General features: G+C 60.9%; 20 protein-coding genes. 6 read left to right on the top strand and 14 right to left on the bottom strand.

Annotated elements, in window-relative coordinates; genetic code table 11:
- Positions 1–43: 43 nt before the first annotated feature.
- From JMY24_RS28320 to JMY24_RS28340, 5 genes are all read right to left on the bottom strand, one after another.
- Positions 44–1,630 (bottom strand): aldehyde dehydrogenase (NADP(+)), encoded by a 1,587-nt coding sequence (locus JMY24_RS28320; protein WP_128598233.1) that lies wholly within the window; start codon positions 1,628–1,630, stop codon positions 44–46.
- 37 nt (positions 1,631–1,667) lie between these two features.
- Entirely contained in the window at positions 1,668–2,456 is a 789-nt protein-coding gene (locus JMY24_RS28325) for an SDR family oxidoreductase (RefSeq protein WP_128584947.1), read from the bottom strand.
- 15 nt (positions 2,457–2,471) lie between these two features.
- Positions 2,472–3,674, bottom strand: a complete 1,203-nt coding sequence (locus tag JMY24_RS28330) for an alpha-hydroxy acid oxidase (RefSeq protein ID WP_128598234.1) — start codon at positions 3,672–3,674, stop codon at positions 2,472–2,474.
- 51 nt (positions 3,675–3,725) lie between these two features.
- The gene (locus JMY24_RS28335) at positions 3,726–5,048 is read right to left on the bottom strand and encodes an MFS transporter (RefSeq protein WP_128598235.1); all 1,323 of its coding nucleotides are present in this window, start codon (positions 5,046–5,048) and stop codon (positions 3,726–3,728) included.
- A 238-nt stretch (positions 5,049–5,286) separates the two neighbouring features.
- Positions 5,287–6,426, bottom strand: coding sequence for an iron-containing alcohol dehydrogenase (locus JMY24_RS28340; RefSeq protein ID WP_128598236.1), 1,140 nt, complete (start codon positions 6,424–6,426; stop codon positions 5,287–5,289).
- A 180-nt stretch (positions 6,427–6,606) separates the two neighbouring features.
- Between JMY24_RS28340 and JMY24_RS28345 the strand changes: the two genes are divergently transcribed.
- A complete protein-coding gene (locus tag JMY24_RS28345) occupies positions 6,607–7,542 on the top strand; it encodes a LysR family transcriptional regulator (RefSeq protein WP_128598237.1) in 936 nt (311 codons plus the stop codon).
- A gap of 261 nt (positions 7,543–7,803) precedes the next feature.
- Here JMY24_RS28345 and JMY24_RS28350 read toward each other — a convergent pair whose 3' ends face one another.
- The 3 genes from JMY24_RS28350 to JMY24_RS28360 form a co-directional block, all read right to left on the bottom strand.
- Positions 7,804–8,868 (bottom strand): lipase family protein, encoded by a 1,065-nt coding sequence (locus tag JMY24_RS28350; RefSeq protein WP_236597549.1) that lies wholly within the window; start codon positions 8,866–8,868, stop codon positions 7,804–7,806.
- Positions 8,869–8,944: 76 nt separating this feature from the next.
- Positions 8,945–10,195: an LssY C-terminal domain-containing protein gene (locus JMY24_RS28355; RefSeq protein WP_128598238.1), complete on the bottom strand. Its 1,251-nt coding sequence runs from the start codon at positions 10,193–10,195 to the stop codon at positions 8,945–8,947.
- Positions 10,192–11,481, bottom strand: a complete 1,290-nt coding sequence (locus tag JMY24_RS28360) for an LssY C-terminal domain-containing protein (RefSeq protein ID WP_128598239.1) — start codon at positions 11,479–11,481, stop codon at positions 10,192–10,194. Before JMY24_RS28360 ends, JMY24_RS28355 begins: the two co-directional genes overlap by 4 nt.
- Positions 11,482–12,026: 545 nt before the next feature.
- Here JMY24_RS28360 and JMY24_RS28365 point away from each other — a divergent pair.
- Positions 12,027–12,899 (top strand): endonuclease/exonuclease/phosphatase family protein, encoded by an 873-nt coding sequence (locus JMY24_RS28365; RefSeq protein ID WP_201703321.1) that lies wholly within the window; start codon positions 12,027–12,029, stop codon positions 12,897–12,899.
- Positions 12,900–13,184: 285 nt separating this feature from the next.
- On the opposite strand, the gene JMY24_RS28370 is transcribed toward JMY24_RS28365, so the two are convergent.
- The gene (locus tag JMY24_RS28370; protein WP_128598129.1) at positions 13,185–13,862 is read right to left on the bottom strand and encodes a methyltransferase family protein; all 678 of its coding nucleotides are present in this window, start codon (positions 13,860–13,862) and stop codon (positions 13,185–13,187) included.
- A gap of 180 nt (positions 13,863–14,042) precedes the next feature.
- Positions 14,043–14,213 (bottom strand): autotransporter outer membrane beta-barrel domain-containing protein, encoded by a 171-nt coding sequence (locus tag JMY24_RS39660; RefSeq protein ID WP_164853825.1) that lies wholly within the window; start codon positions 14,211–14,213, stop codon positions 14,043–14,045.
- Between the two features lie 500 nt (positions 14,214–14,713).
- Between JMY24_RS39660 and JMY24_RS28380 the strand changes: the two genes are divergently transcribed.
- From JMY24_RS28380 to JMY24_RS28390, 3 genes are all read left to right on the top strand, one after another.
- On the top strand, positions 14,714–15,388 hold the full coding sequence (locus JMY24_RS28380) for a CsgG/HfaB family protein (RefSeq protein ID WP_128598130.1): 675 nt from the start codon (positions 14,714–14,716) through the stop codon (positions 15,386–15,388).
- Positions 15,389–15,456: 68 nt separating this feature from the next.
- Positions 15,457–15,825: a DUF4810 domain-containing protein gene (locus JMY24_RS28385; RefSeq protein ID WP_128598131.1), complete on the top strand. Its 369-nt coding sequence runs from the start codon at positions 15,457–15,459 to the stop codon at positions 15,823–15,825.
- 14 nt (positions 15,826–15,839) lie between these two features.
- Positions 15,840–16,505, top strand: coding sequence for a DUF799 domain-containing protein (locus JMY24_RS28390; RefSeq protein ID WP_128587958.1), 666 nt, complete (start codon positions 15,840–15,842; stop codon positions 16,503–16,505).
- 450 nt (positions 16,506–16,955) lie between these two features.
- On the opposite strand, the gene JMY24_RS28395 is transcribed toward JMY24_RS28390, so the two are convergent.
- Both JMY24_RS28395 and JMY24_RS28400 read right to left on the bottom strand, forming a co-directional pair.
- Positions 16,956–17,678 carry a TMEM175 family protein gene (locus JMY24_RS28395; RefSeq protein ID WP_236597551.1) on the bottom strand — a complete coding sequence of 241 codons (723 nt, stop codon included), beginning with the start codon at positions 17,676–17,678 and terminating at the stop codon, positions 16,956–16,958.
- Positions 17,679–17,946: 268 nt separating this feature from the next.
- Positions 17,947–18,492 (bottom strand): SRPBCC family protein, encoded by a 546-nt coding sequence (locus tag JMY24_RS28400; protein ID WP_201703323.1) that lies wholly within the window; start codon positions 18,490–18,492, stop codon positions 17,947–17,949.
- Between the two features lie 372 nt (positions 18,493–18,864).
- Between JMY24_RS28400 and JMY24_RS28405 the strand changes: the two genes are divergently transcribed.
- Complete coding sequence (locus JMY24_RS28405) at positions 18,865–20,064, top strand: alpha/beta fold hydrolase (RefSeq protein ID WP_236597552.1); 1,200 nt, start codon at positions 18,865–18,867, stop codon at positions 20,062–20,064.
- Positions 20,065–20,528: 464 nt separating this feature from the next.
- On the opposite strand, the gene JMY24_RS28410 is transcribed toward JMY24_RS28405, so the two are convergent.
- On the bottom strand, positions 20,529–22,208 hold the full coding sequence (locus JMY24_RS28410; protein ID WP_128598132.1) for an ABC-F family ATP-binding cassette domain-containing protein: 1,680 nt from the start codon (positions 22,206–22,208) through the stop codon (positions 20,529–20,531).
- Between the two features lie 519 nt (positions 22,209–22,727).
- On the bottom strand, positions 22,728–22,956 hold a 229-nt coding region (locus JMY24_RS28415; RefSeq protein WP_201703325.1), incomplete at its 5' end, for an FCD domain-containing protein.

Genomic DNA, 22,956 nt, shown 5'->3' on the forward strand with positions numbered 1-22,956 from the left:
GTTAAAGCAAAGGGCCGCGAAGCCTAAGCAGCGAGTCACACGCTCACTTTTGCGCGAGTGCGATCTTGCCGTCGATACGCCGGTTGATCTTCAGCGGATTGGACGATTTCAATGCCCCCGGCAACAGCGAATCAGGCATGTCCTGATAACTGACCGGTCGCAGGAACCGCTCGATAGCGAGACTGCCGACCGAGCTGGAACGCCCGTCTGCTGTCGACGGGTACGGTCCGCCGTGAACCATCGCATGTCCGACCTCGACCCCTGTGCCAAAGCCGTTGATCAGTATCCGGCCCGTGCGGCGTTCGAGCGCGGGCAAGAATGCACGGACATCCTCATAGTCTTCTTCGTCGATATGCAGCGCTGATGTCAGTTGCCCTTCGAGGGACTCAACCAGTTTCAACATCGACGCCAGATCCGGGCATCGCACGATCAGCGACGATGATCCGAAGATCTCTTCCTGCAACTCCGCGAATGCCAGGAACGCTTGCGCTGTGGTGGAAAAGAGGACGCCTTGACCTTGATTCGGTGAGCTTGCCGCGCCTCCTCGTGCCTCCGTTTTCACGTGCGGGTGTGCGGCCATATTGGATACCGCCTTGTCGAAGGCGCTTTGAATGCCGGGCGTCAACATGGTCGCGGCCGGTACATCGCCAAGCGCAGCCGATGCGCTGCGAATGAAGTCATCGAGCGCGGGGCCGTCCACTGCGAGAATCAATCCCGGGTTCGTGCAAAACTGTCCCGCACCCAACGTCAAAGACTGCACGAACGCACGGGCAATAGCGTCGCCGCGACTCTCGAGCGCATGCGGAAAGATCAAGACGGGATTGATGCTGCTCATCTCCGCATAGACGGGGATCGGTTCGGACCGGGAGGCTCCGATGGAGATCAGTTCTGTTCCCGCATGCCGCGATCCTGTAAAGCCGACCGCCTTGATGCGAGGATCGCGCACGAGCCCTTGCCCGATCTCGCGACCGCTGCCGAAGAGCAGCGAGAACGTACCTTCCGGCATGCCGCAGTCCTTGACGGCTTTCCGAACGGCCATGCCGACGAGTTCCGACGTGCCGGGATGCGCAGAATGCGCCTTGACGATAACGGGGCAACCCGCAGCGAGCGCCGACGCCGTGTCGCCGCCCGCGACTGAAAACGCGAGCGGAAAATTACTCGCACCGAACACGGCCACCGGTCCGAGCCCGATATACCGCATACGCAGATCCACGCGAGGCAGCGGCTTCCTCTCGGGCTGCGCGGGGTCGATGCGCGCATCGAGGAAATCTCCTTCACGAACAACACCGGCAAACATGTTCAACTGTCCAACCGTGCGTGCACGCTCGCCCTCGATTCGTGCACGCGGCAAGCCAGACTCGCGCACGCAGCGTTCGATCAACGTATCGCCGAGTTCCAGAATGTTGCTCGCGATCGCCTCCAGAAATTGCGCGCGCGATTCGAGGCTCGTTTCCCGATAGATATCGAACGCTGTCCATGCAAGCGCGCAAGCGGCGTCGAGATCTTGCGCGGTCGCGCCGCCAAAGGGAGGCTCCATGCGTTCACCGGTTGACGCGTCGATTGCATAGGTCGCGCCATTGCTGCCGCGCACAGTCGTTTGGCCGATCAGAAGATTGCCTGCGATGTTCATGTCGTTTCCTTAAAAAATAATGCGGACTGTCGCGCGTTCAAAACGTGCCGGGATATGCACCGCCGTCCAGCAGGATGTTCTGTCCCGTCAGATAGCCTGCCTTTGCGCTGCAGAGAAACGCGCAAAACGCACCGAACTCGTCGGCTGTGCCGAAGCGGCCCGCGGGGATCGCCTGACGCTTGGCCTCCAGGGCGACGTCGTAGCTCTTGCCTTGTGCCTTCGCAGCGGCATCTGTGGATTGCCGCAGCCGGTCCGTCTCGAAGAGTCCCGGCAACATGTTGTTGACCGTCACATTGCGCTCTGCAATGCGCTTCTGTCGCGCTACGCCGGCAATGAAACCGGTAAGGCCTGAGCGAGCGCCATTTGAAAGTCCGAGAACGTCGATCGGGGCCTTGACGGCGCCAGACGTAATATTCACGATACGGCCGAAACCTCGCTCAGTCATCCCGTCGATCGTCGCCTTGATGAGTTCGATCGCCGTGAGCATGTTTGCATCTAGCGCCGCGATCCAGTCTTCACGCGACCACGTACGAAAATCGCCCGGCGGCGGCCCGCCCGCATTGTTCACGAGGATGTCGAAATGCGGCGCGGCGGCGAGTGCCTGTGCGCGCCCTTCACTCGTTGTGATATCACCCGCCACCGCAATGATTTGCGCGTCGGGATTGGCTTGCCGCAATTCCTGCGCGGTCGCATCCAGGGCGTCGCGGCCGCGAGCCGTGATAACCACATTCACACCCTCCGAGGCGAGCGCCGTCGCGCATCCTTTGCCCAGCCCCTTACTTGCCGCACAGACAAGCGCCCAACGGCCTTTGATATCCAGATCCATTCGTTTGCTCCCTAATCAGTTCGTTGCCGAGATAGCGTGTTCGAACGATTCATGCGCGCGCCACGCCGCATAACCGCTCGAATTGCGCTGAAAAAGATTGTGGCGTCCGATCTCGCTAATCTGCCGGACACCGGACAACGCCATCGTCACGTCCAGTTCGCTTTGCAGGATCTGCAACATACGTTCGACGCCCGCCTCCCCCATCGCACCCAGCGCGTACATGAAGGCACGGCCGACCATCGTGCCTTTTGCGCCCAGCGCCAGCGCCTTCATGACGTCCTGGCCGCTGCGAATGCCGCCGTCCATCCAGACTTCGACCTCCTGGCCCACCGCATCTACAACAGCCGGCAGAGCGTCGACGGTCGACGGCGCGCCGTCCAGTTGTCGACCGCCGTGATTGCTCACGACAATCGCATCGACACCAAGCGACGCCGCAATGCGCGCATCCTCTGCGCTGATGATGCCTTTGAGAATCAGCTTGCCGCCCCACAAGCACTTGATTTCCGCGATGTCGTCCCAGGTAAGCGTTGGATCGAATTGCGATGCGACCCATTTGCTGATCGCAATCACATCGTTGCCGCCTTTGATATGGCCAGCGAGATTGCCGAACGTCTTCGCGCCGGAAAGCGCGCGCAACATCCATCCCGGCTTCGACGCAAAGTCGACAACGTTGCTCATGGTGAGACGCGGCGGAACCGTCATGCCGTTCTTCAGGTCTTTATGTCGCTGGCCGTTGATCTGAAGGTCGAGCGTAACGACGAGTGCCGAACAGCCTGCCGCTTTCGCGCGTTCGATCAACGACGCATTGAAGCCACGGTCGCGCATCACGTATAGCTGGAACCAGAATGGCGCCGACGTACTGCGCGCGACCTCTTCGATCGAACAGATGCTGACCGTGGACAGCGTGAACGGCACGCCGAAACGCTCTGCCGCCCGCGCACCAAGCACTTCTCCGTTGGCCCACTGCATGCCGGCGAGTCCCGTCGGCGCGATCGCGACAGGCATTGCCACGGGTTGGCCGATCATGGTGCTTGCGGTACTCCGTCCCGCAACGTTGACGGCAACCCGCTGTTGCAGCTTCAGGTTCTGAAACGCGTCGCTGTTCTCGCGATAGGTCGACTCCGAATACGAGCCGCTGTCGACATAGTCGTAAAACGCTTTGGGCACCCGCTTCTTTGCGAGAACCCGCAAATCTTCAACACAGGTAATGAGCGGCATTTGCTTCTCGAATACAGGATAGCGATTGATGAACGCTGAACGAAACCCGCGTCATTCGACAGTGTGAGCCGGCGACAGCGACGTGGCCGCAGACTCGGGCGCGGGTTCCAGAACGACAATCGGGCGACGCACCATGATCAGATAGGCCAACGCGGAAAGCAGCGCGACGACCGCACTCACAATCAGTGCGTTGACGAAAGAATGCGTACGATCCACCACGACGCCCGTGATGACAGGCGCGGCTGAACCCGCGAGAAACCCGCCGAAGTTCTGGATACCGCCCAACGACGCGACCACATGCCTCGGCGCCGCGATGCTGACGAGCGACCACGCGCCCCCTGAAGCCAGGTTGATGAAGAACATGGCGAGCGAGATATAAACAATGGCGAGCCACGCGGACGGGGTCAACGCCGCAGGCACCGTGAACAGCGCCGCGCCCACCAAGCCGACGATGATGGGCCATTTTCGGCTCGTAATAGGCGTCATTCCGCGGCGAAACAGTTTGTCGGCGATATAGCCGCTGCTGAGCATGCCAAGCGTGCCGACGAAATAGGGAATCGAGACGACCCAGCCCGTGCGAGCCACACTCATCCCGCGCTCATGTTCGAGATAGGCAGGCAACCAGGTCAGATACAGCCACACCATGTAGATGACGCCCATGAAGCCGAACAGCATGCCCCACGTCGTACCCTGGGTAAACAGATTGCGCCACTGTGCCGCATTCAACGGCTTCGCAGTCGATTGCTCCGTGATGTCCTGGTCCAGATAGGCATCCTCTTCGCGCGAAAGTGAAACCTCGTTGCGATTGCGATAAGCGACATACCAGCCGAGCGCGACCAACATCCCCAGCACGCCCGTCGCGATGAACATGTTGCGCCACCCGAGCGCCAGCATCAGGCCTGTGAGGATAGGCGGCGCCAGCGCCGGGCCGATCGTGCTCGATGCGACGAAGATGCCTGTGGGCGTTCCGCGATCTCGCACGGCGAACCACTCCCCGATCACTTTTGCGCCAGCGGGAAACTGTGGCGCCTCGCCGATACCAAGGGCCACTCGTGCGATGAAAAACTGCTGGATATTGCCGACAAAACCGGCACACAGTTGGGCGACCGACCAGGCCAGCATGCCCGCGCCGAGCATCAGCCGTGCACCGACCCGGTCAAGCAACACACCGACCGGCAACTGGCAAAACGCATAGGCCAACGAAAACGCGGAAAGCAGGAGGCCCATTTGAGATGCCGTGAGTCCCATCTCTCCTCGAATCATGCTGTTCGCTACAGAGAGCGCGCTTCGATCCAGGTAATTGATGCAACCCGCAAGGGTCAGGAAGAGTATCGAGATGCGTTGAATCCGACGAAGCTTCTTGCTTGCCTGCATGATGCGTGTCTCCATTCATTATTCATATGTTGTCGACTGCACGGCATACCGGATGCCTGACCTGGCCCTGCATCGACGGGCTGTCCAGCGCGCACGAGGCCAGCGTCTGCTGGCGCATCGTGGCTATCTGATGAACGTGTTCACGAGCACTCGCGCGGTTGGGCTGTGCCGAAAAGCGATGACGGTATCGCCAGTGAGAGCGCTTGCGAGACGCCTGTTCACTCGTAGACAGCTCGCGTCACATGGACGCTTCCAGCATGGCGCGATAGTCATCCTCGGATGCGATCCGAGGGTTGGTCTTGTGGCTGTGATCCTTGAGCGCGCCCTTGATGATGTCCGGGAACATCTCGCGAGTGACATCCAGTTCCGCGAGGCCGGTCGGCAGTCCAAGGCGCTTTGTCATCGAGTTCAATGCCGGGCCGACGTCGGAACCCTGACCGAGGCCCATCGCCGCAGCGATCCGGTCCAGCTTGTTTTCCTCTCGCATTGAAACCGACTCCTTATTGAAGTCGATGACAGCCGGCAAAAAGATCGCGTTGAGCGTCCCGTGATGCAGACGCGGATTGAGACCGCCGAGAGAATGGCTCAAGCTGTGCACACATCCCAGACCCTTCTGGAAAGCCAGTGCGCCTTGCATCGACGCACTCATCATGTTCATGCGGGCTACCCTGTCGTCGGGATGACGCGTCGCGCGTTCGATGTGTTGCCATGCCCGCCACAAGCCGTCGAGCGCGATGCCGTCGGCGGGCGGATTGAACGCCGGTGACATAAAGGTTTCGAGGCAATGCGCGATCGCGTCCATACCCGTGGCGGCTGTCATTCCCGCCGGCAGTCCCATGGTCAATTCCGGGTCGCAGATCGCCGTCCTCGGCACCACGAAGGGCGAGATGATGCCGACCTTGCGTCCGTCGTCGAGGATAAGGATTGCGCCGCGGCCCACTTCGCTACCCGTTCCCGCTGTGGTGGGCACGGCGATGACGGGTGCCGTCTTCGCCGTGATGCGTGCCGCACCGCCTTCGATCACGGCGAAGCTGCGCAGCGGACCATCATGCGTCGCGCAGACTGCAACACCCTTGGCGAGATCGATGGCCGAGCCGCCGCCAACCGCGACGATGCCGTCGCAATTGCCGTGTAGATAGGCCGTGACTGCCTCGCGTACCGCAGCTTCGTTCGGGTTCGGCGGTGTACCGTCATAGACGGTGACAGGAGCCTCACTTCCTAACGCCTTCAAGGCCGTATCGACAATACCTGCCGCCTTGATGCCTTTGTCCGTCACAATCAGAGGACGACGAATGCCGATGCGTTCACATTCGTCTTTCAGCAACCGGATGGAACCGAACTCGAACTGAATGTGCGTGATGTAGTTGATGAGAGACATGGAAATGAGCTTCCGTTATAGTGGCAAACACTTGCAACGGCGTGGCTCCGCTCGTGCCGAACTGCGGATCGCCTCCTGCAAAACCTTTATTTCTAATTTTTGTTCGGTTCAGTATAAATAGGCTGGCGTCTCGCGGGAATTGACAACATCTGATACTGATATAACTTTTAGTCAACTCTGATGACGCCCACGCTCAATTCCATCGTTTCACGGCTCCATCTCAAGCAACTGCGGCTTCTGATTGCGCTGGACGACCACAGATCGCTGCTGAAAGCGGCGAAGCAAGTGGCACTGACCCAGCCAGGCGCGAGCAAGGCACTCCAGGAAATCGAGACCACCTTCGGCACCACCCTCTTCAACCGCACGAACCGAGGGCTCGTTCCGAACGAGATCGGTCACTGTGTCATCCGATACGCGCGCCTCATCCATACCGATCTCTCGCATCTGCGCGAGGAGATCGTCGGCATAATGAGGGGCCACGGAGGCCGCGTCGCGGTTGGCTCCATCATGGGCGCGGTGCCGCTCGTCACGGAGGCGATCTCCTCACTGGTGGAACGGCATCCGGAAATGTCCGTCGAGATCGTTGAAGATACGAGCGCGACCCTGCTGAGCATGATCGATGCTGGCAGACTCGATCTGGCTATCTGCCGCACGACGATCAGTCAGACTCCGCACTTATACGACAGCATCGATCTTCAGGAAGAAACATTGGCTGTCGTCGCTAACGTTCAGCATCCGCTCGCCCGCGCGAAGAAACTGACACTGCGCGACCTGTCGGGATATCGTTGGGTGGTGTACCGGGCAAACATGCCGATGCGACTGTTACTGGAGCGCGAGTTTCGCGACGCCCGGATCCGCTTCCCAGTCCATCTGCTGGAGACGACCTCGATTCTGGCCACGCTCACGCTGCTGCAACTCAATCCCTCGTTCGTTGCACTGGTATCGATCGACGTCGCCCGGTTTTTCGCCGGTCAAGGCATGACGCGAAGTCTTCCGCTCGTGTTTGCTTCGCAGAGTGAACCGTATGAACTCGTTACCCGGAGAGGTGCACCCGTCTCGGCTGGCGCGCGCCTGTTGATTGACGAACTGATCGGCGCGCGTGCCGGGAAAGCGTAAGCGGCCCCACTTCGGGAGCAAGCGGTTGGTCGCTGGTCAATTCGTGCAGCGATGAGAGAAGGCGGGGTTCCGTCGCATATGCTGCCATGGTTGAAAGGACGTATTGCACCGATGCTTGCCCTGTCATGCGCGGCCCGGTTGTCAGTCAGCCGGGCGCCACGACACCACAGACGACGCATTGCTGCTACAGCCTGACACACTTCGAGGACTGGCCGTGGTCGAAGCCTGCCTCGTAACGCACATTCGTGTTTGCGCATGGCTTCACCGGGTGGGCCCTGCAAGATCCTCTTCGACGAAGCGCATGATGGCCTCCGCCAGCGCCTCTCGTGGGTAGGCATTCTCTGTCACGAAGAGCGCCCCGATCGTCGGATGCGTTCGCGCAACCGGTACCGCCAGCGCCCAATGATCCGCATTCACGTAGGCGAGAAGCGTGCTTCCGGGCACAACCTGATCGTAGAAGATGACCTGACTGTCGTTTCGCGAATCGACGCGCGAGAGCTTGTTGTAGCTCGATTTCAGGATGGACGAGATGCGTTCCGGCTGGGGGAATGTCACGACTGAGTAGTAGCGTAGTTCGCCCGGAAGCGGGTGCTGAGCGAGCCACGCCTTGCGGGTCGCCGGTCTCAGACTCTGCACAGCGCCGCCATCGCCCGATGTGCAGGTCGCGCCCGGAACAAACCGCAGCAGGTCGGCCTGGTACTGCTCGGCGTCGTTGGCAAGCGGCGAACCGCCAATCGCGCCAGCTGCACTCACCACAGCCGCCACCCGGATTCGGATTTCCCGATAGGCGACCAGCGCTTCGAGGATGTCGGGAGCCCCCTTTGAATAGCCAACCAATACGAGACGCGGCGCGCCCTCCGGGGCGGGCATGGCCATGAGCGCATCGCGAATCTGCCGTGCGTTATTGGCAGAACTCGACAGCGCATCCACGTCGAGCAGCGTTGCATCGAAGCCAGACTGCCGCAGGTGCGTCACGACGGTGTTCGGCGTATCCAGCCACGGCTGGAAGCAGTCATAGCCGACGCCATGCACGACTACCGCGACGAGGTGCCGTCGGGACTGACCCAGTTCAACGGGCTTGCCGGTACCGGTGGGTTCGGTGCCCACGCGGGTCAGTGCGTCCTCACAGGGCCGGTAATCAGGTAGCCCTGGACCACGAGCCTCAAGGACCGCGCAATAGATTTCCCGGAAGCGCCCCCGCTTATCCACTACCCCGGCCTGGGATGTGGGCACAAGAACCATCGGCGGCGTATCGGTCGAGTACGGGACGAGCGGCTTCGTGGCACATGCGCCGAGCAGAACACACGTCGTGATCGTCGCCAGCATGACGCAGATCCGACGCCACGCGTGGGTGGCGGCAACCTGCCGTTCCGATAACGAGAGCGACGGTGTCCGTCTCGGGTCACTGGTGCGCATCGCGGGTTGCTCCAGGCTGAAGGGTGCTACGTTCTTCCAGATAAGGCACCCAGTCGAGGAAATTCACATCCGACAGGCTCCGCGGCCGCGTCGCGAAGAACACGACCGCGCGCAGTCCGTCCGTGTAGTAGGTCGCGCCGTCGAGCGTAGTCCGGGGATGGGTCGGCGACGCCGCGCCAACACCGTTCACAAATCCGAGCTTGTCGAGACCACTCGAGTACATCATGTCCTGGATCAGATAGTTTCGTGCCTCGTCGACGTTCTCGTGCAGGGTGAGGTGTGTCTCGCCGCGTGGCGCAAAACGGCCGCCGACAGGGCGACCGACCTGCGCCACGTAGACCAGTTGTCCCTGAAACCGGATTGGGGCGAGCCATCCGCGTACCCAGGTCGCGGGCGCACCCGCCTGCGCCTGCTTGCGCATCACGAAGTCCGGCTCCCGCCCGAAGACCCGCTGCGCCCGGTCGGATTCGCGCGCGTCACGCCGATAGTTGCGCCGCACCAGCGCCGCGCCTATATCGGTGAGCTGGCCGATGCCAACGGCGTTCAGGGGATCGGCCTGAACCGTCCCGCTCGCGTCGGTGGCGCAGCATGGCAGTCGGTCGAGTGCGGCGCGCAGCGACGCGAGGTCCTCGTAGTCCGTCACCGCGGTTTCGGGAAACGGGAACGGGATCTGCGCGAGACCCGGATCCGTCGTGCCGCCCGGCACCCGCAGAAAGAGCGAGAACGGGATCAGCGTCTGGCTTCCAAACAGATCGATATTGACGAGCTTGATGCCCTGATCGGGGTTGGTGAACAGGATGCCCGACCGTGTCTCGCCCGGCGGGATTGGGTTGCTGAATCCAAGCTTGCTGAAATAGTCGTCGATGCTCGTATTCGTTGCTCCGCCAAGCAGCGTATGCACGGACCAGGCGACTTCGTGAGGCGAAAAGTAGTCCGGGTCCGTACCCGAGCGCAACAGCCACAATGCTTGCGACGTCCCGTTCTGCACCTCGATCCATAGAGGCTGCACTCCGGTCGTGTTGATGTCGGCGCCATACATCCGCTTGCTGTCTTCACTGCCGAGCACGGTTGCGCTCACGCGCGCGTTGTGACTCGTGGCACTGACCGCACGTTCACGTGCCGGCCCATCGCCGGCCTCAGACGGGCCGTGCCATGTCGCACATCCAGCCAGCGTTAGCGCGATGCATAGCGCGCCTGCACGTACCCGTGCACGATGCATGGCCGGCGAAATGTTCATGGCCCCGCTCCGGGTGTAACGTGCATGACCTTGTACGGAGTGACCCACGGGAAGACTTTGATTTCCGACAGCGATGTCGGCGTGCGGTCAAATACCAGCACGACACGATAGCCATCGGTGTAATAGGGATCGGTCGTCAGGTTCTTGCGCGGAGCGCCTTCCTGAGCTGCACCGACTCCCGTCACGAGACCGATCTTCACGAGATTCTGCGAATAAGTCATGTCTTCGGTCAGCGCGGTGCGCGCCTCGTCCACGTCTGGGTCGATCTTGTGCGTGGTAAACGTTGACGAGTGCAAGGTCAGACGGATACCGATATCGCGGCTGATCTGTCCCACCCAGACGGGTTTATCGTGATAGCGCATGCTGCTGAGCCAGAGCCGCAGATGATTGCGCTGGTGGATGTCGCCTCGTGCCTTTTGCAGCGCAAGATCTTGTGCGTGTCCAAACAGGTAAAGGTCGCTCACTGGCGCGTTGACATAGGGTTCGCCAGACAAGGCGGCGCTTACCATCTGCTGGATTGCTCCCGACCACTTCTGCTCCGTGAGACTCCAGCCCCGGCGGACAAGAGCTGGAAAGGCGTCGTCGAGGCCGCCGACAATCACGAGGTTGAGCGGGTCGCCACTCTTCGAACCGTCCTCATTGGTCGCGCAGCATGGCAGGGCTTCGAGCGCGGCGCGGAAATTCGCGTCATCCGTGTAGTTCTCGGTGGCCTCTTGCGGATCGGCAGCGCGTTTGAATGCCTGACTCCGCTTGTAGTCGGCTTCAAACCCGGGCACGGCGACGAATATCGAAAACGTGCGGGCGCGTTGCCTCGCGACGAGGTCCACCTGCACCAGCTTCGCACCTTCGTTGAGGTTGGTCAGCACAAACCCCGCGACGGTCTCTCCGGGGCGGACGGGATTATGAAAGGCGAGAGCACGAAACCGGCGATCGAGCTCGATCTGCTGATCGCGTGAAGTAGCGCCGGCAAACGCCTCGGCCGCTTCCGACGCGGGAAAGAAGTTCGGGTCCAGGCCCGGCGACAGGAGAAAGTAGCTGCGGTCCTCGCGATTCTGGACCTCGATCCAGACCGGCTGAATCTTCTTGTTGGCAAGCGGGACGCCATAAAGCATCGCGCTTTCTGCCGGCGACAGCACGGCAGTCGAAACTTCCAGACCGCCCTCGGTGCGTGTCACGGCGCGGTTCTGATATCCGGGTACGGAAACCATTGACCGGGTCGCGGCGCATCCCGCCAGCACGCAACCGACCAGGCAGACAGCCAGCACCTGCATCACGATGCGGTTCATCAAGACACCTTTTCACCGGGATCCCGGGATGCGGCCGCATCCGGGCGACGACCGCGCGCCTGCTGGTACCAGAGGCAAGCAGGCCGTTCGTATCACACTCTCGGACATGCACGAGATGTACCGCCCAGTTTAGTTGATTGGGGCCGCACCAGTCATGGTTCGCAAAACGTCAAGCGAGCCTCGTTGACAGATGAAACGCCGGTCACCTGCGAACCATGAAAGTCGGATATTCGTGCGAAGGAGACGCATGAGTGTCCGGCGATGCGAACGAATGAAAATTGCATCTGGCCGGACAACGACCAAGGTCCGACCTCTAGCCGGCTCTGCTTGTGCTCAAACCTCAGTCTGGAATGCACGTCAGTATCGGCCGGGCCGATTTGACGGCTGGAATGGCGTCACGTGCAGCGTCGCAGGGAATAACCTAACCTCTATGAAGCGCGCGCTCACAACCAGACAAACAGTTTGTCGTTTCCTGGACATTCACGGCTTATCCGTTGGACGTCGCGGCGATAGACTGGGAATCATGGCTTCTGAAGGGGAACGTCATGCGTCTCGTCGACTGGAACATCCAGTGGGGACGCGGTGTGGACGGCCGCGTCGACCTCGCCCGCATTGTGCGCGAGGCAGGAGCGCTGTGCGATTTCGACATCCTGTGCCTTCAGGAAGTCACGCGCGGCTTTCATGAGGGCCAGGCGCAAGGCGGATTGGCAGGCGGCCCCTCTGCCGATCAGTTCGCCGAACTCGCCGCGCTGCTGCCTGGCGCGACTGTGGTCGATGCGATCGGTTCCGATCTTCCGCCCATCGGGGCCGCACGACAGCGGCGTCAGTTCGGCAATGCAATCGTGAGCCGACTGCCTGTCAAGCAGGTGCTGCGTCATTCGCTCCCGTGGCCGGCCGACCCCGCCAAGCCGTCGATGCTGCGTGTCGCTCTCGAAGCGGTGATCGAAACCGATATTGGCCCGCTGCGCGTCTTCAGCACTCATCTTGAGTTCTACTCCGAAGCGCAACGGCTGGCGCAAGTGACGAGGCTGCACGAATTGCATCGGGAAGCGTGCGACCATGCCCGCCGCCCCGCAAAAGCGGAAAAACTGGACAGTCCGTTCGCCGACACTGCACGTCCGATGACTGCCATCGTGTGCGGTGATTTCAACAGCGCTTTCGAAAGTTCTGCTTATTGCAGGATGCTGGAGCCGATTCCCGGCGCGCCCGCCTTCGCCGACGCGTGGGCCTGCGCGCACCCCGGTGCCCGGCGGGCCGCGACAGTCGGTCTATATGATCACGAGCAATGGCGCGACGGACCGTTCGCATGCGATTTTGTTTTTGTCACCGAGGATTTGAAGCCGCGCATCGTGGGTTGTGACGTGGACCAGAATAGCCGCTCGTCCGATCATCAGCCGCTGTGGCTCGAATTGCGCTGATCCACGATCACGGATATGGGCAAGTCATGGCTACCGCGACCAGGGCAACAAGCGCCGAACCCCGCGGCAACCTCTCTGCAAGACGCGCGCCGGGCCTCTCGTATGCAGCCTGATGACCGCTTTGCCGGAGGCGCGAGAGGGCCATACGTCTTTGGCAGGCTACGCAGGCGCTGGCTGGAGCGCAAACACGCGCCAGCTAGCGGCGTTCAGCGTCCGGACATTGTCAATAGACCTCGTGGTCTACACCCCCAGGAACACTGATTCCTCGTAATGGGTCGCCCATTCCTACCAGACATGCGGGATGAGACGATAGCGCACACGGCTTGCGTATTCGTTGTAGCCGTAAAGGTCGCGGCGCAAGATCTTTTCCTCATCAAGAAGCCTCCAGAAAAGCACCGGCAGAATTAGCGGGACGAGACAGATCGTGAGCCAGGAGCCGAGTGCTAGCGGCATGCCGATGAAAAGCCCGAGCGCGCCAGCGTACATCGGATGACGAACATACGCGTAGGGGCCCGTGTCGATCACTTTGTGATCATCCGCAACACTAACGTTGGCGGCTGCATAACTGTTGACCTTCAGTACCCAGAAAATAAAGAGGAATGACAATACGATCACCATTTCCCCTACAAAGGACAGGTAAGCAGGTACAGGTGAAAGTCCGACGCGATAGTCGAGTGGAGGTAGGGTGAGGAAAACAAAAAAGGCCAGGATGATGAGCGACACGATGATCTTCTGCGACCATTCTTTCTCATGCTGTGGTCCGGCTTTCATGCGGCGCTCGAGAAGCGGCCTGTCGTAGAGGGCAAGATAGACGGTGAAGCCAATGGTCGAAACGGAAAAGATTGCGATAAAGAGCCATCCTTGCCAGTAGCGCCACGTACCCGCAGGCAAGAAAATGAAGGCGACGAATACAGCCATTCCCACTACCCCTTGGGCGATGGCTTTCTTGTAGAGCGGATCCATGACATGAATCGTATGCCCGCCGCTTCACCGCTGCAATGCGCGGCCGCACGAGCGGTCGCCGTCTCAAATGTCGCCTGTTCCAGTCGGCATCATGGACGATCGTCTCTGATCACGGTCTGGCGACCTCCGCAGGCCCCGACGGTTTCCGGAACCTGCCATTGAGCACCAACGAAGGCGTTATTATCTGAACCGATACCCCGCCTGTCCAAACACATTGCGGCGATACTCACCACCCCAGCTATGCTCGTACTTCACATTCACGTACACCTCGGAGTTCTTACCGAAGCTACCGGTGATCCCAAACCCAATGTCGTACCAAGTCTTATCCAGCCCATTGTCGAACGACGTCAAGCACAGTGTAACGGACTAAAGTTTCTTCAAAAGCTGCCGATAAGGCGTCTTAGTCATTAAATGCAAACCAAAAACAAGCGGTTCCCCGACCGCACCGAAAAAGGCCTGCGCGTGCGTCCGTATGCCGGGAATGAGAGCCATGCAACGCCCAACGAATGTGCGCGAGTACAGCGCACACACTGAGCGCATTTCGATGCTCGTAATACCCACTCGTGGCAAGCAGCAACGTTTGTCAATCCACTCGCGGCGGTCCATGTAGCCGTGCACGACGTTGCTAATCCTCGTTCGCCACGGCTTCGCGTTTTTATTGCGCCCCAGCCGGCCACTGCGAGTCGTCGAACGCCGTTCAGCCCGCAGTACTCAAGCGTCGACGCCTTCATACCGGAACGGGCTCGCCGCGCGCCCAAACCTTGTCCACCAGTTAGATGCCCGTAGCTACCGCGCCTTTGCCCGGCACAAACCTTCGAGCCTTATAACAGTTCCATCCAGCAGGAGATGCAATGAATTCGACCAGAAAGTACGGCGCCGTACTCGCCGCCGCCATCGTCGCATTGAGCGGTTGCGCAACGGAGTCGTCGCGCTCGCTTCCGATCGCGCCCGCCGCCAGCGTGCAGAGACCGGCTGTCGGCAAGGCGGTTCAGATCGCGGTCGGCAAGTTCGACAACCGCTCGATCTATATGCGGGGCATCTTCTCGGACGGCATCGACCGTTTGGGTGGCCAGTCCAGAACCATCCTGATCACATCGCTCCAGCAAAGCGGACGCTTCAACGTACTCGATCGCGACAACCTCTACGAAATCCGTCAAGAAGCGGAGTTCACGAAGAAGGCTCAAACCATCAAGGGCGCGAACTATGTCATCACGGGCGACATAACCGAATTCGGCCGCAAGGAAGTCGGCGATCACCAGTTTTTCGGCATCCTCGGTAGCGGCAGGAATCAGGTGGCGTACGCGAAGGTGAGCCTCAACGTGGTCGATACAACGACGTCCGAAGTCGTGGCATCGAGTCAGGGTGCGGGCGAGTTCAGCCTATCCAACCGGGAAATCATCGGCTTCGGCGGCACAGCCGGCTACGACTCCACGCTGAACGGCAAGGTGCTCGATCTGGCGATCCAGGAAGCGGTCAACCATCTGGCCGATCAGGTCGACGCAGGCGCACTTAAAGCTGCACGCTAAGACAGGGCGCCCGACTGAATCCGATCACTCGCGCTTCACCAGAATAATTCACGCTAACGGGGTTTCAGATGAAATACACCGGCCAGATTCGGGGAATCTGCTTGTCAGTCACAGCAGCGGCGCTGCTCCTTTCGGGGTGCGCAAACACCAGCACGCCCCCGCTCTATCAATGGACCGGCTATCAGCCGGCGGTCTACGACTATCTGAAGGGCGAAAGGGCCCCGCAGGAACAGATCGATGCACTAGAAAAAGCGGTCCAGCAGATTCGCGCGAAGGGCAACACGCCGCCGCCTGGCTTTCATGCGCAGTTGGGCATGCTGTACGCGACTGCCGGCAACGACGGTCAGGCCATGCAGGAATTCGATGCTGAGAAACAGCTGTTTCCGGAGTCGTCGACCTATATGGATTTCCTGATGAAAAAGCCGAAACAACAATAAGCGAGCGAGCCGACATGTCCAAGTTCCTTTCTCTCAAGCTCTGGTTTGCCCTGTCCACCGTCGCGCTGCTCGCGGCGTGCGCGCAACCCGTTAAGCACGCCGATTACACGGCCTTCAAGAACGCGCGTCCGCGCTCGATCCTCGTTCTGCCGCCTGACAACACCACGACCGATGTGCAGGCCTCGAACAGCATGTTGTCGCAGATGACCATGCCTCTCGCCGAAGCCGGCTACTATGTTGTGCCAGTCGCCGTAATGGAAGAGACATTCAAGCAGAACGGCCTGACAACAGCCGGTGATATCCAGCAGACGTCACCCGCCAAGCTGCGCGAAATTTTCGGCGCCGATGCGGTGCTGTATTCGAAGATCACGCAATACGGCACGTCGTACAGAGTACTGGACAGCGTAACGGCGGTCTCGGCATCGGCAAAGCTCGTCGACCTGAAATCGGGCGATGTGCTCTGGCAAGGCAACGCGACTGCCAACAGTAATGAAGGCAACAACAGTGGCGGCGGCGGCCTGATCGGCATGCTGGTAGTGGCGGCGATCAAGCAGATCTCGAACTCGCTGACCGACAAGAGCCACGACATCGCCGGCGTTACGAGTTATCGTCTGCTGCATGCGGGACCGCCGGGCGGTCTGCTCTATGGCCCGCGATCGCCGAAGTACGGCACGGACTGACTCCAGGAAGCACGGATGGCTTTCGCGATGAAGGCTTGCGAGGCGGTCCTGTACGAATGCAGTCCTCCGCGAAGGCCTTCGACGAACGACCGCTGCAGAGTTGAACGAAGGCCCGCTTGGGACCCGAAGCGGCCTGTCGATGCTGGCGAAAGCGGACGTTTAACGTTTGACATGAGCGGCGATCAAGAGGCAGCCAAGCTGGCCTCTTAGCGTCCGCTTGATGGAATGGTTAGGCGTCATAGGGGCCGGTCTAAGAAGCCGCCCATGCTCGTATAAATAAGCGCCGTCCACATTGGCATCTGCCGCATCGCTCCACGATGTGCGAGGTTCTCGGCTCGGTTGCGGCCACTGGTGCAGAAGTAGATGAAGACCAGGAAAATCCTGAAGTGCTGTTCACCGGCCGTTCTCGTCGTCTTCGCCTACTGTTTTCGGATTCACCTCGCGCAATTGCTACTTGTTCAATTTCTCAGCCTCGCTCGGCTCCTCTCTGGGCTTGTAGCGCGGCGTGGGCTGTGGCAGCAGAAAGAAGGCGACGCACAGCAGTGCAATGGCCACTCCGATGCGCGACGCCGCGATCACGACGGGAATTGCAGCGATCTGGAGCAGCGTCGCAACGCCGTAGCGGCGCGTCATCTGCTGGAGGAAATCGGGCGCGAGCCGTTCGTCCATCAGCCGGCGTCCTGGCATTGCATAGAACCACTTCGCCATCCAGGTGCAGGCGATCAGGGCAAGACCGGCAACCAGGGTCACTGACGCGACGGGCTCGAAGCCCGTGCCGAGGTGGAAGCACCAGACGCGGATTGGATAAGGAATGACGACGATCGCCAGCAGGAACAGGAGGTTGATCACGCCGAACCAGTGATCACTCTTAGCATAAATGCGACCCGAATAATGGTGTTGCAGCCAGTACGCCCCGATCACGACGTAGCAGAGAACGAGCGCGAGAAATTCGCGCCACTGCTCCGCCATGGCGCTTGCCAGGTCGCTGTAGCCAGGCGCGCCTTCGGGAGATCCGGGGACCTTGATCTCGACGATCAGCAGGGTCAGCGCGATTGCGAAAACCGCGTCGCTGAATCCCTCGAAGCGGTCAAGTCCGCGCTCTGCACCATGCGTTTCCGCGTCGGTAGATTGGTTACGCCTATTACGTAGCATCATGTGAGTCCTTTCGCGCACGCCGGAGCCGCTCCTCCCGGCACACCACGCACAATCCTCGTTGGACCATCTGAATTACATCCTGCCATGGGAAAGTTGCAAAAGAAGCATCGAATTGTCCGCGACCAAGTATGACCGCTTTTCGCCGCGCGCTGACTCTGACCCGGTTCCGCATATGGCACCCTCTTGCGCTGCGATTGCCCTCACGAATCGCCGCTAGCAGACTTGTACCCAAGGATCCTGCCTGGTCATGAAAACGCCCAGTCACAACGCCAGCCGAGCGACGTTGCTAATGCTGCGGTGACGCTTCCACAAGGCTCTTAAGTCGCAAGACGGCCGTATCCGATTCAGATTGAATCCGCGCGCGCAATACGAACCAATTCAATGTTGCGAACCACAATGACGGCGCGCGATAAGTGAATTCACGTTCAAAACGGGTTCCGCTCACGGTCGATGTCAGCGAATAGGTGACGGTGCCGGCCGGTCTGCTGCCAATCTTTCCTGCTATCACCCACTTGCTCGGACGCACACATGCCGTAACTGTCCACACGACGCGGCCACGCCTCCCCGCCACCCTGAAGTCCTCCGTTACCTGCTCGCCCGCATCGAGAGAATGGTCCACCGAACCGCTGACCGCGAGCGATGACGGATGCCAGAGTGGCCACTGAGCCGGCGTCGTGACATAGTCGAACACGACCGTGGGAGGGCGTTGTATCGACGCCACCGTAACGATGCGCGTGTCAAACCCGAATTCCTGCGGCAACGGGACAAAGAGTACCGCGATGGCGACGAGCACCGCCAATATTGCGGTGACGAACCGCGTACGGGTTTTCATAGCGCCTTGTACTCTCCGCTGCCACAGGCGAAGCTATTTTACGGCCGGAACGGAAGGGGCGGAGATCGTCGGCACCCGGACCCATTGCCGACGTCGCACCTCCCGAGAGTCAAGGGCGGGAACCGGAGCAATGCGGCCATTCGGGACGCGTTTCCGCACACGGAAAGGGAGATCCGGTCACGCACGATCATTGGCACCACAAAGCGCCAGCTGCCGTACCTGCGCCGCTCGGACACGACGTCATCTGGGGTCGCTGGAACGGAGCAACAACTTGAGCGGATACCCCGCTCGACCTGCTGGAGCGCTGGTGGCTCGCTGGCCAGCACGTGAATCGACCGGTGCCGCCCGCCTCTGCCAGCATGCGGTCGAGGCATGATCGTTGCGGAAAGCGGAGGCGTGTCTGACCGCGCAAATTGTGCAGACGAGAGCATCGAGCACTCGCACGCTGCACAGCGGGGTCAATCTGTTCACGAAGCGAACAGCTCCACCCCGCGATCACCAATTGGAGAAGTCATGGGCCGCACCTTTAACCAGGTTCCTGCACCTACCGGAACAATCGCGGCTCTCGCGGCCACCGCAACCGCCGCCGCCGTCGGGGCGCTATGGGTTTGGCATAGCGCCCGCAAGGCCGAACGCGATCACCCGCCAGCCGGAAGTTTTGTCGAAGTGGACGGAGTACCGATTCATTACCTGGACAAGGGCGAAGGGCCCACCGTCGTCCTCCTGCATGGGAACGCCGTGCTGCTGCAAGACTTCGTCGCCAGCGGATTGATCGACCGGTTGGCTGAGCGCCACCGCGTGATCGCGTTTGACCGCCCCGGCTTCGGATTCAGCGGCCGGCCACGCGACCGGTTGTGGACTGCGCAGGTCCAGGCAGAGGTGATACAGAAGGCGCTCACGCAGATTGGTGCAAAGCAACCGGTTGTGCTCGGACATTCCTGGGGTACTTTGGTTGCACTGAACATGGCGATCCGTAAATCCGCAGACGTGCGCGGCCTCGTGCTGATTTCCGGCTACTACTATCCAACCGCCCGCGCAGATGTCGCGCTAGCTGCGCCGGCAGCGCTTCCCATCCTCGGCGACGTCTTGCGGTACACAGTTTCGCCGCTGAGCGGCCGCCTGTTGTTCAAGCGCATGGTGCAAGCAATGTTCGCCCCGGCGCCCATCGCGGATGGCTTCTTCGAATCGGTGCCTCGCGAACTGGTGCTACGTCCAGAGCAAATCAAAGCCGAAGCCGAGGATGCCGCGTTCATGATCCCTGCCGCAGCGCAGTTAAGCGCCCGTTATTCTTCCAATCTCGAGATGCCGGTCAGCATTTTTGCGGGAGCGGATGACAAGGTCGTTGATCCCGAGGCGAACTCAGTCCGACTGCATCGGGCGATCCCTCATAGCACGCTTTGCGTAGCGCCCGGAGCGGGCCACATGGTGCATTACGCGATTCCCGCTGAAATCGTCGATGCGATTGATCGCATGGACGCAGGCCAGGACGTGGAACTCAGCGCTAACGCCGCCGCCGTCGGCGAGACGTCGGACACAGCCGAAATGTCGCCCCTCACACCGGCGCAGGGATAGTTTGCAAGCCGGCGGCTGAAGAAATGATTGGGAGACCGGTAACCCTACCTCCGCTGCCGGCAACGCGAATACGAGCAACCACTGCTCCAAGGTAACGATCGTGATCGTCAATGAAATCGCGATTGTCCTATCGCAGGCACTCATGGCGATCGCCCCACGAAGCGAGCGACACCCCCAGGTCGTCGCCTCGAATGAAATGCAACTGCTTTAACAGTACGCATGGACATATCAGCAGCTGAACGTTTCCACGACTCTTTCGCTGATACTCGACGATAAGCTTTACGAGGTCCTGGCGTTTACCGGCGGTTGATTGAACCAGTCATCGCGGCAAACGAGCCATGCACGACGAACCTCTACCCGGCCAAGGGACAGGAAGCACGAGAACGTCCGCTCGAGAACTTGCAATCGTCCCTCGCGCGACCCTCCCGGCCCGCTGCAACGCGCGCCACGCGCCAGGAGGTAACTCAGGCGATGACCTTCTGCTCTGCGGCAGCCTGCTCCCGCATGCGACGGGCTTCGTCGCGCAGGAACTGCTGGTAATCGTCCAGATCGCCGTCGAAGGGCTCGACGCCGCCCCCGGTGACCAGCCAGAACTCATCACATACTGCGCGCAGCAGGGCCCGGTCGTGACTGACCAGCATCACCGTGCCCTCGAATTCGTTGAGCGCCATGGCTAGCGCTTCGCGTGTGGCCAGGTCGAGGTGGTTGGTAGGCTCGTCGAGCAGCAGCAGGTTCGGGCGCTGCCACACGATCATGCACAACACGAGCCGCGCCTTTTCGCCGCCGCTCATCGTGCTAACCGCCTGATGGACCGTGTCGCCACTGAAGTTGAAAGTGCCGAGGAAGGTGCGAAGCGATTGTTCGGTTCCACTCTGGCCGGGGGCGCGCATGTGAGCCGGCGTGTCCCTGGCAAGTCGGATCATGTGTTCCATCGGCGTGTCGAGCGGGCGCAGCACGTCGAGCTCCTGCTGTGCGAAGTAGCCGATGTTCAGGCCTTTGCCTTCGCTGATTTCGCCGGCAACCGGCGCCAGCGCGTGCGCCACCGTCTTCACCAGCGTGGACTTGCCCTGGCCGTTGGCACCGAGAATGCCGATCCGCTGCCCGGCCAGCACGGAACGGCTGATGCCCCGCACGATGACCGTGGGCTGTGTTCCCGGCAGTGCGCCGGTCGGCGCGGGGTAGCCGAAGCTCGTGTCCAGCATCGACAACAGCGGGTTCGGGACATTGAGCGGCTCCTTGAACTCGAAAGTGAACTCCGCATCGGCAAGTACCGGTGCGATCTTCTCCATGCGTTCGAGCGCCTTGACCCGGCTCTGCGCCTGTTTCGCCTTCGAGGCTTTGGCCTTGAAGCGGTCGATGAATTTCTGCAGATGGGCGATCTTGTCCGCTTGCCGGGCGACCGCGGCCTGCTGCAGCACGAGCTGCTCGGCGCGCATCTCTTCAAACTTGCTGTAGTTGCCGCCATAACGCACGAGCTTGGTGTTGTCGACGTGTACCGTCACCTGCGTCACCGCGTCGAGGAATTCGCGATCGTGGCTGATCACTACCAAGGTTCCTTGATAGCGTTTGAGCCAGGCTTCCAGCCAGACCAGCGCGTCGAGGTCGAGGTGGTTGGTCGGCTCGTCGAGCAGCAGCAGGTCGGACGGGCACATGAGCGCGCGCGCCAGTTGCAGTCGCATGCGCCAGCCGCCGGAGAAGCTGTTGACCGGCTGGCTAAGCTGCGCAGCACTGAAGCCAAGGCCCAGGATCAGCGCCTGGGCACGTGCGGGGGCATCGTGTGCACCGGCGTCGTGCAGCGCCATATAGGCGTGGGCCATGCGCATGCCGTCGTCGCTGGCTTCAGCGGTGGCTGCTTCGGCCTGCGCGGCCAGCAGTACGGTGTCACCCTCGATTACGAAGTCGGTCGCGCTCTGCCCGGTCTCCGGCATCTCCTGCGCGACCTGGCCCATCCTCCACGCAGCGGGAATCGAAAACTCGCCGCTGTCTTCGTGCAGCGTGCCGTTGAGAAGGCCAAAGAAGGACGATTTACCGGCGCCATTGCGGCCAACTAGACCAATCTTTTCGCCGGGGGCGAAGGTGACGGATGCGCGGTCGAGTACGACATTAACGCCGCGGCGCAGCGTGAGATTACGGACGGAAATCATAAGGAGCTACTTCGGAGAGGATTGGCATGATAGCCGACCGGACGTGCGGGCTGTGTCTTTTCGGATGCGCACATTGAACTGCGCAATGTCGACCTGCGGGATTATCGAGGCAAGAAAATCGCTTGCAGGATTGCCCCGCTTACCGCAGCAGATGCTGCGCGCAACACGGCGATCTGCACGCCTTATGAGCCGCTTCGCACTGGCACGCGCTATACCGTGCATGCGCTCGGGCACGTCACCCAACTGGGCAAGGTCGCGCCCTTTGATCTCACCTGGGCCTTCACCACGCGCGACAATGCCATGTTGGCGCCCTCAGTCCTCGTACAATCCCGAAACTGAATGGCCGTCTGCCAACCTATAAGAGCGCGAGATGAGGCCCTCGGGGCGACCTATTAGCCACCCCAAGCCCATCGGGACAACGCCCCTGGTCAAGGGCCTGGAATGAGCGCATGCCGCTCACTTGACGTCGGCCCCCGGATGCCCCCGACGCACGAGACCCGACCCATCGTGGTTGTTCCGCTACTTGCTGAGCGTTCGATACAACTCGTTGGCCCGCGTGAGATGCGCCCGCATCGCTTCGGAAGCCGCGTCGCCGTCGCGCTTCGCGATAGCATCGACAATGCGCTGATGCTCCGCGAGCGTCAGCTCCTCGGCGCCCGGCGCACGCACGAGCGGCCGGTAGTACTCGCCGGCCCAACGAAACAGCGATTCGACGATGGAAGGGAATATCGGATTGCCGCTGATCTTT

Source organism: Paraburkholderia kirstenboschensis (genome assembly GCF_904848585.1).
Classification (GTDB): Bacteria; Pseudomonadota; Gammaproteobacteria; order Burkholderiales; family Burkholderiaceae; genus Paraburkholderia; species Paraburkholderia kirstenboschensis.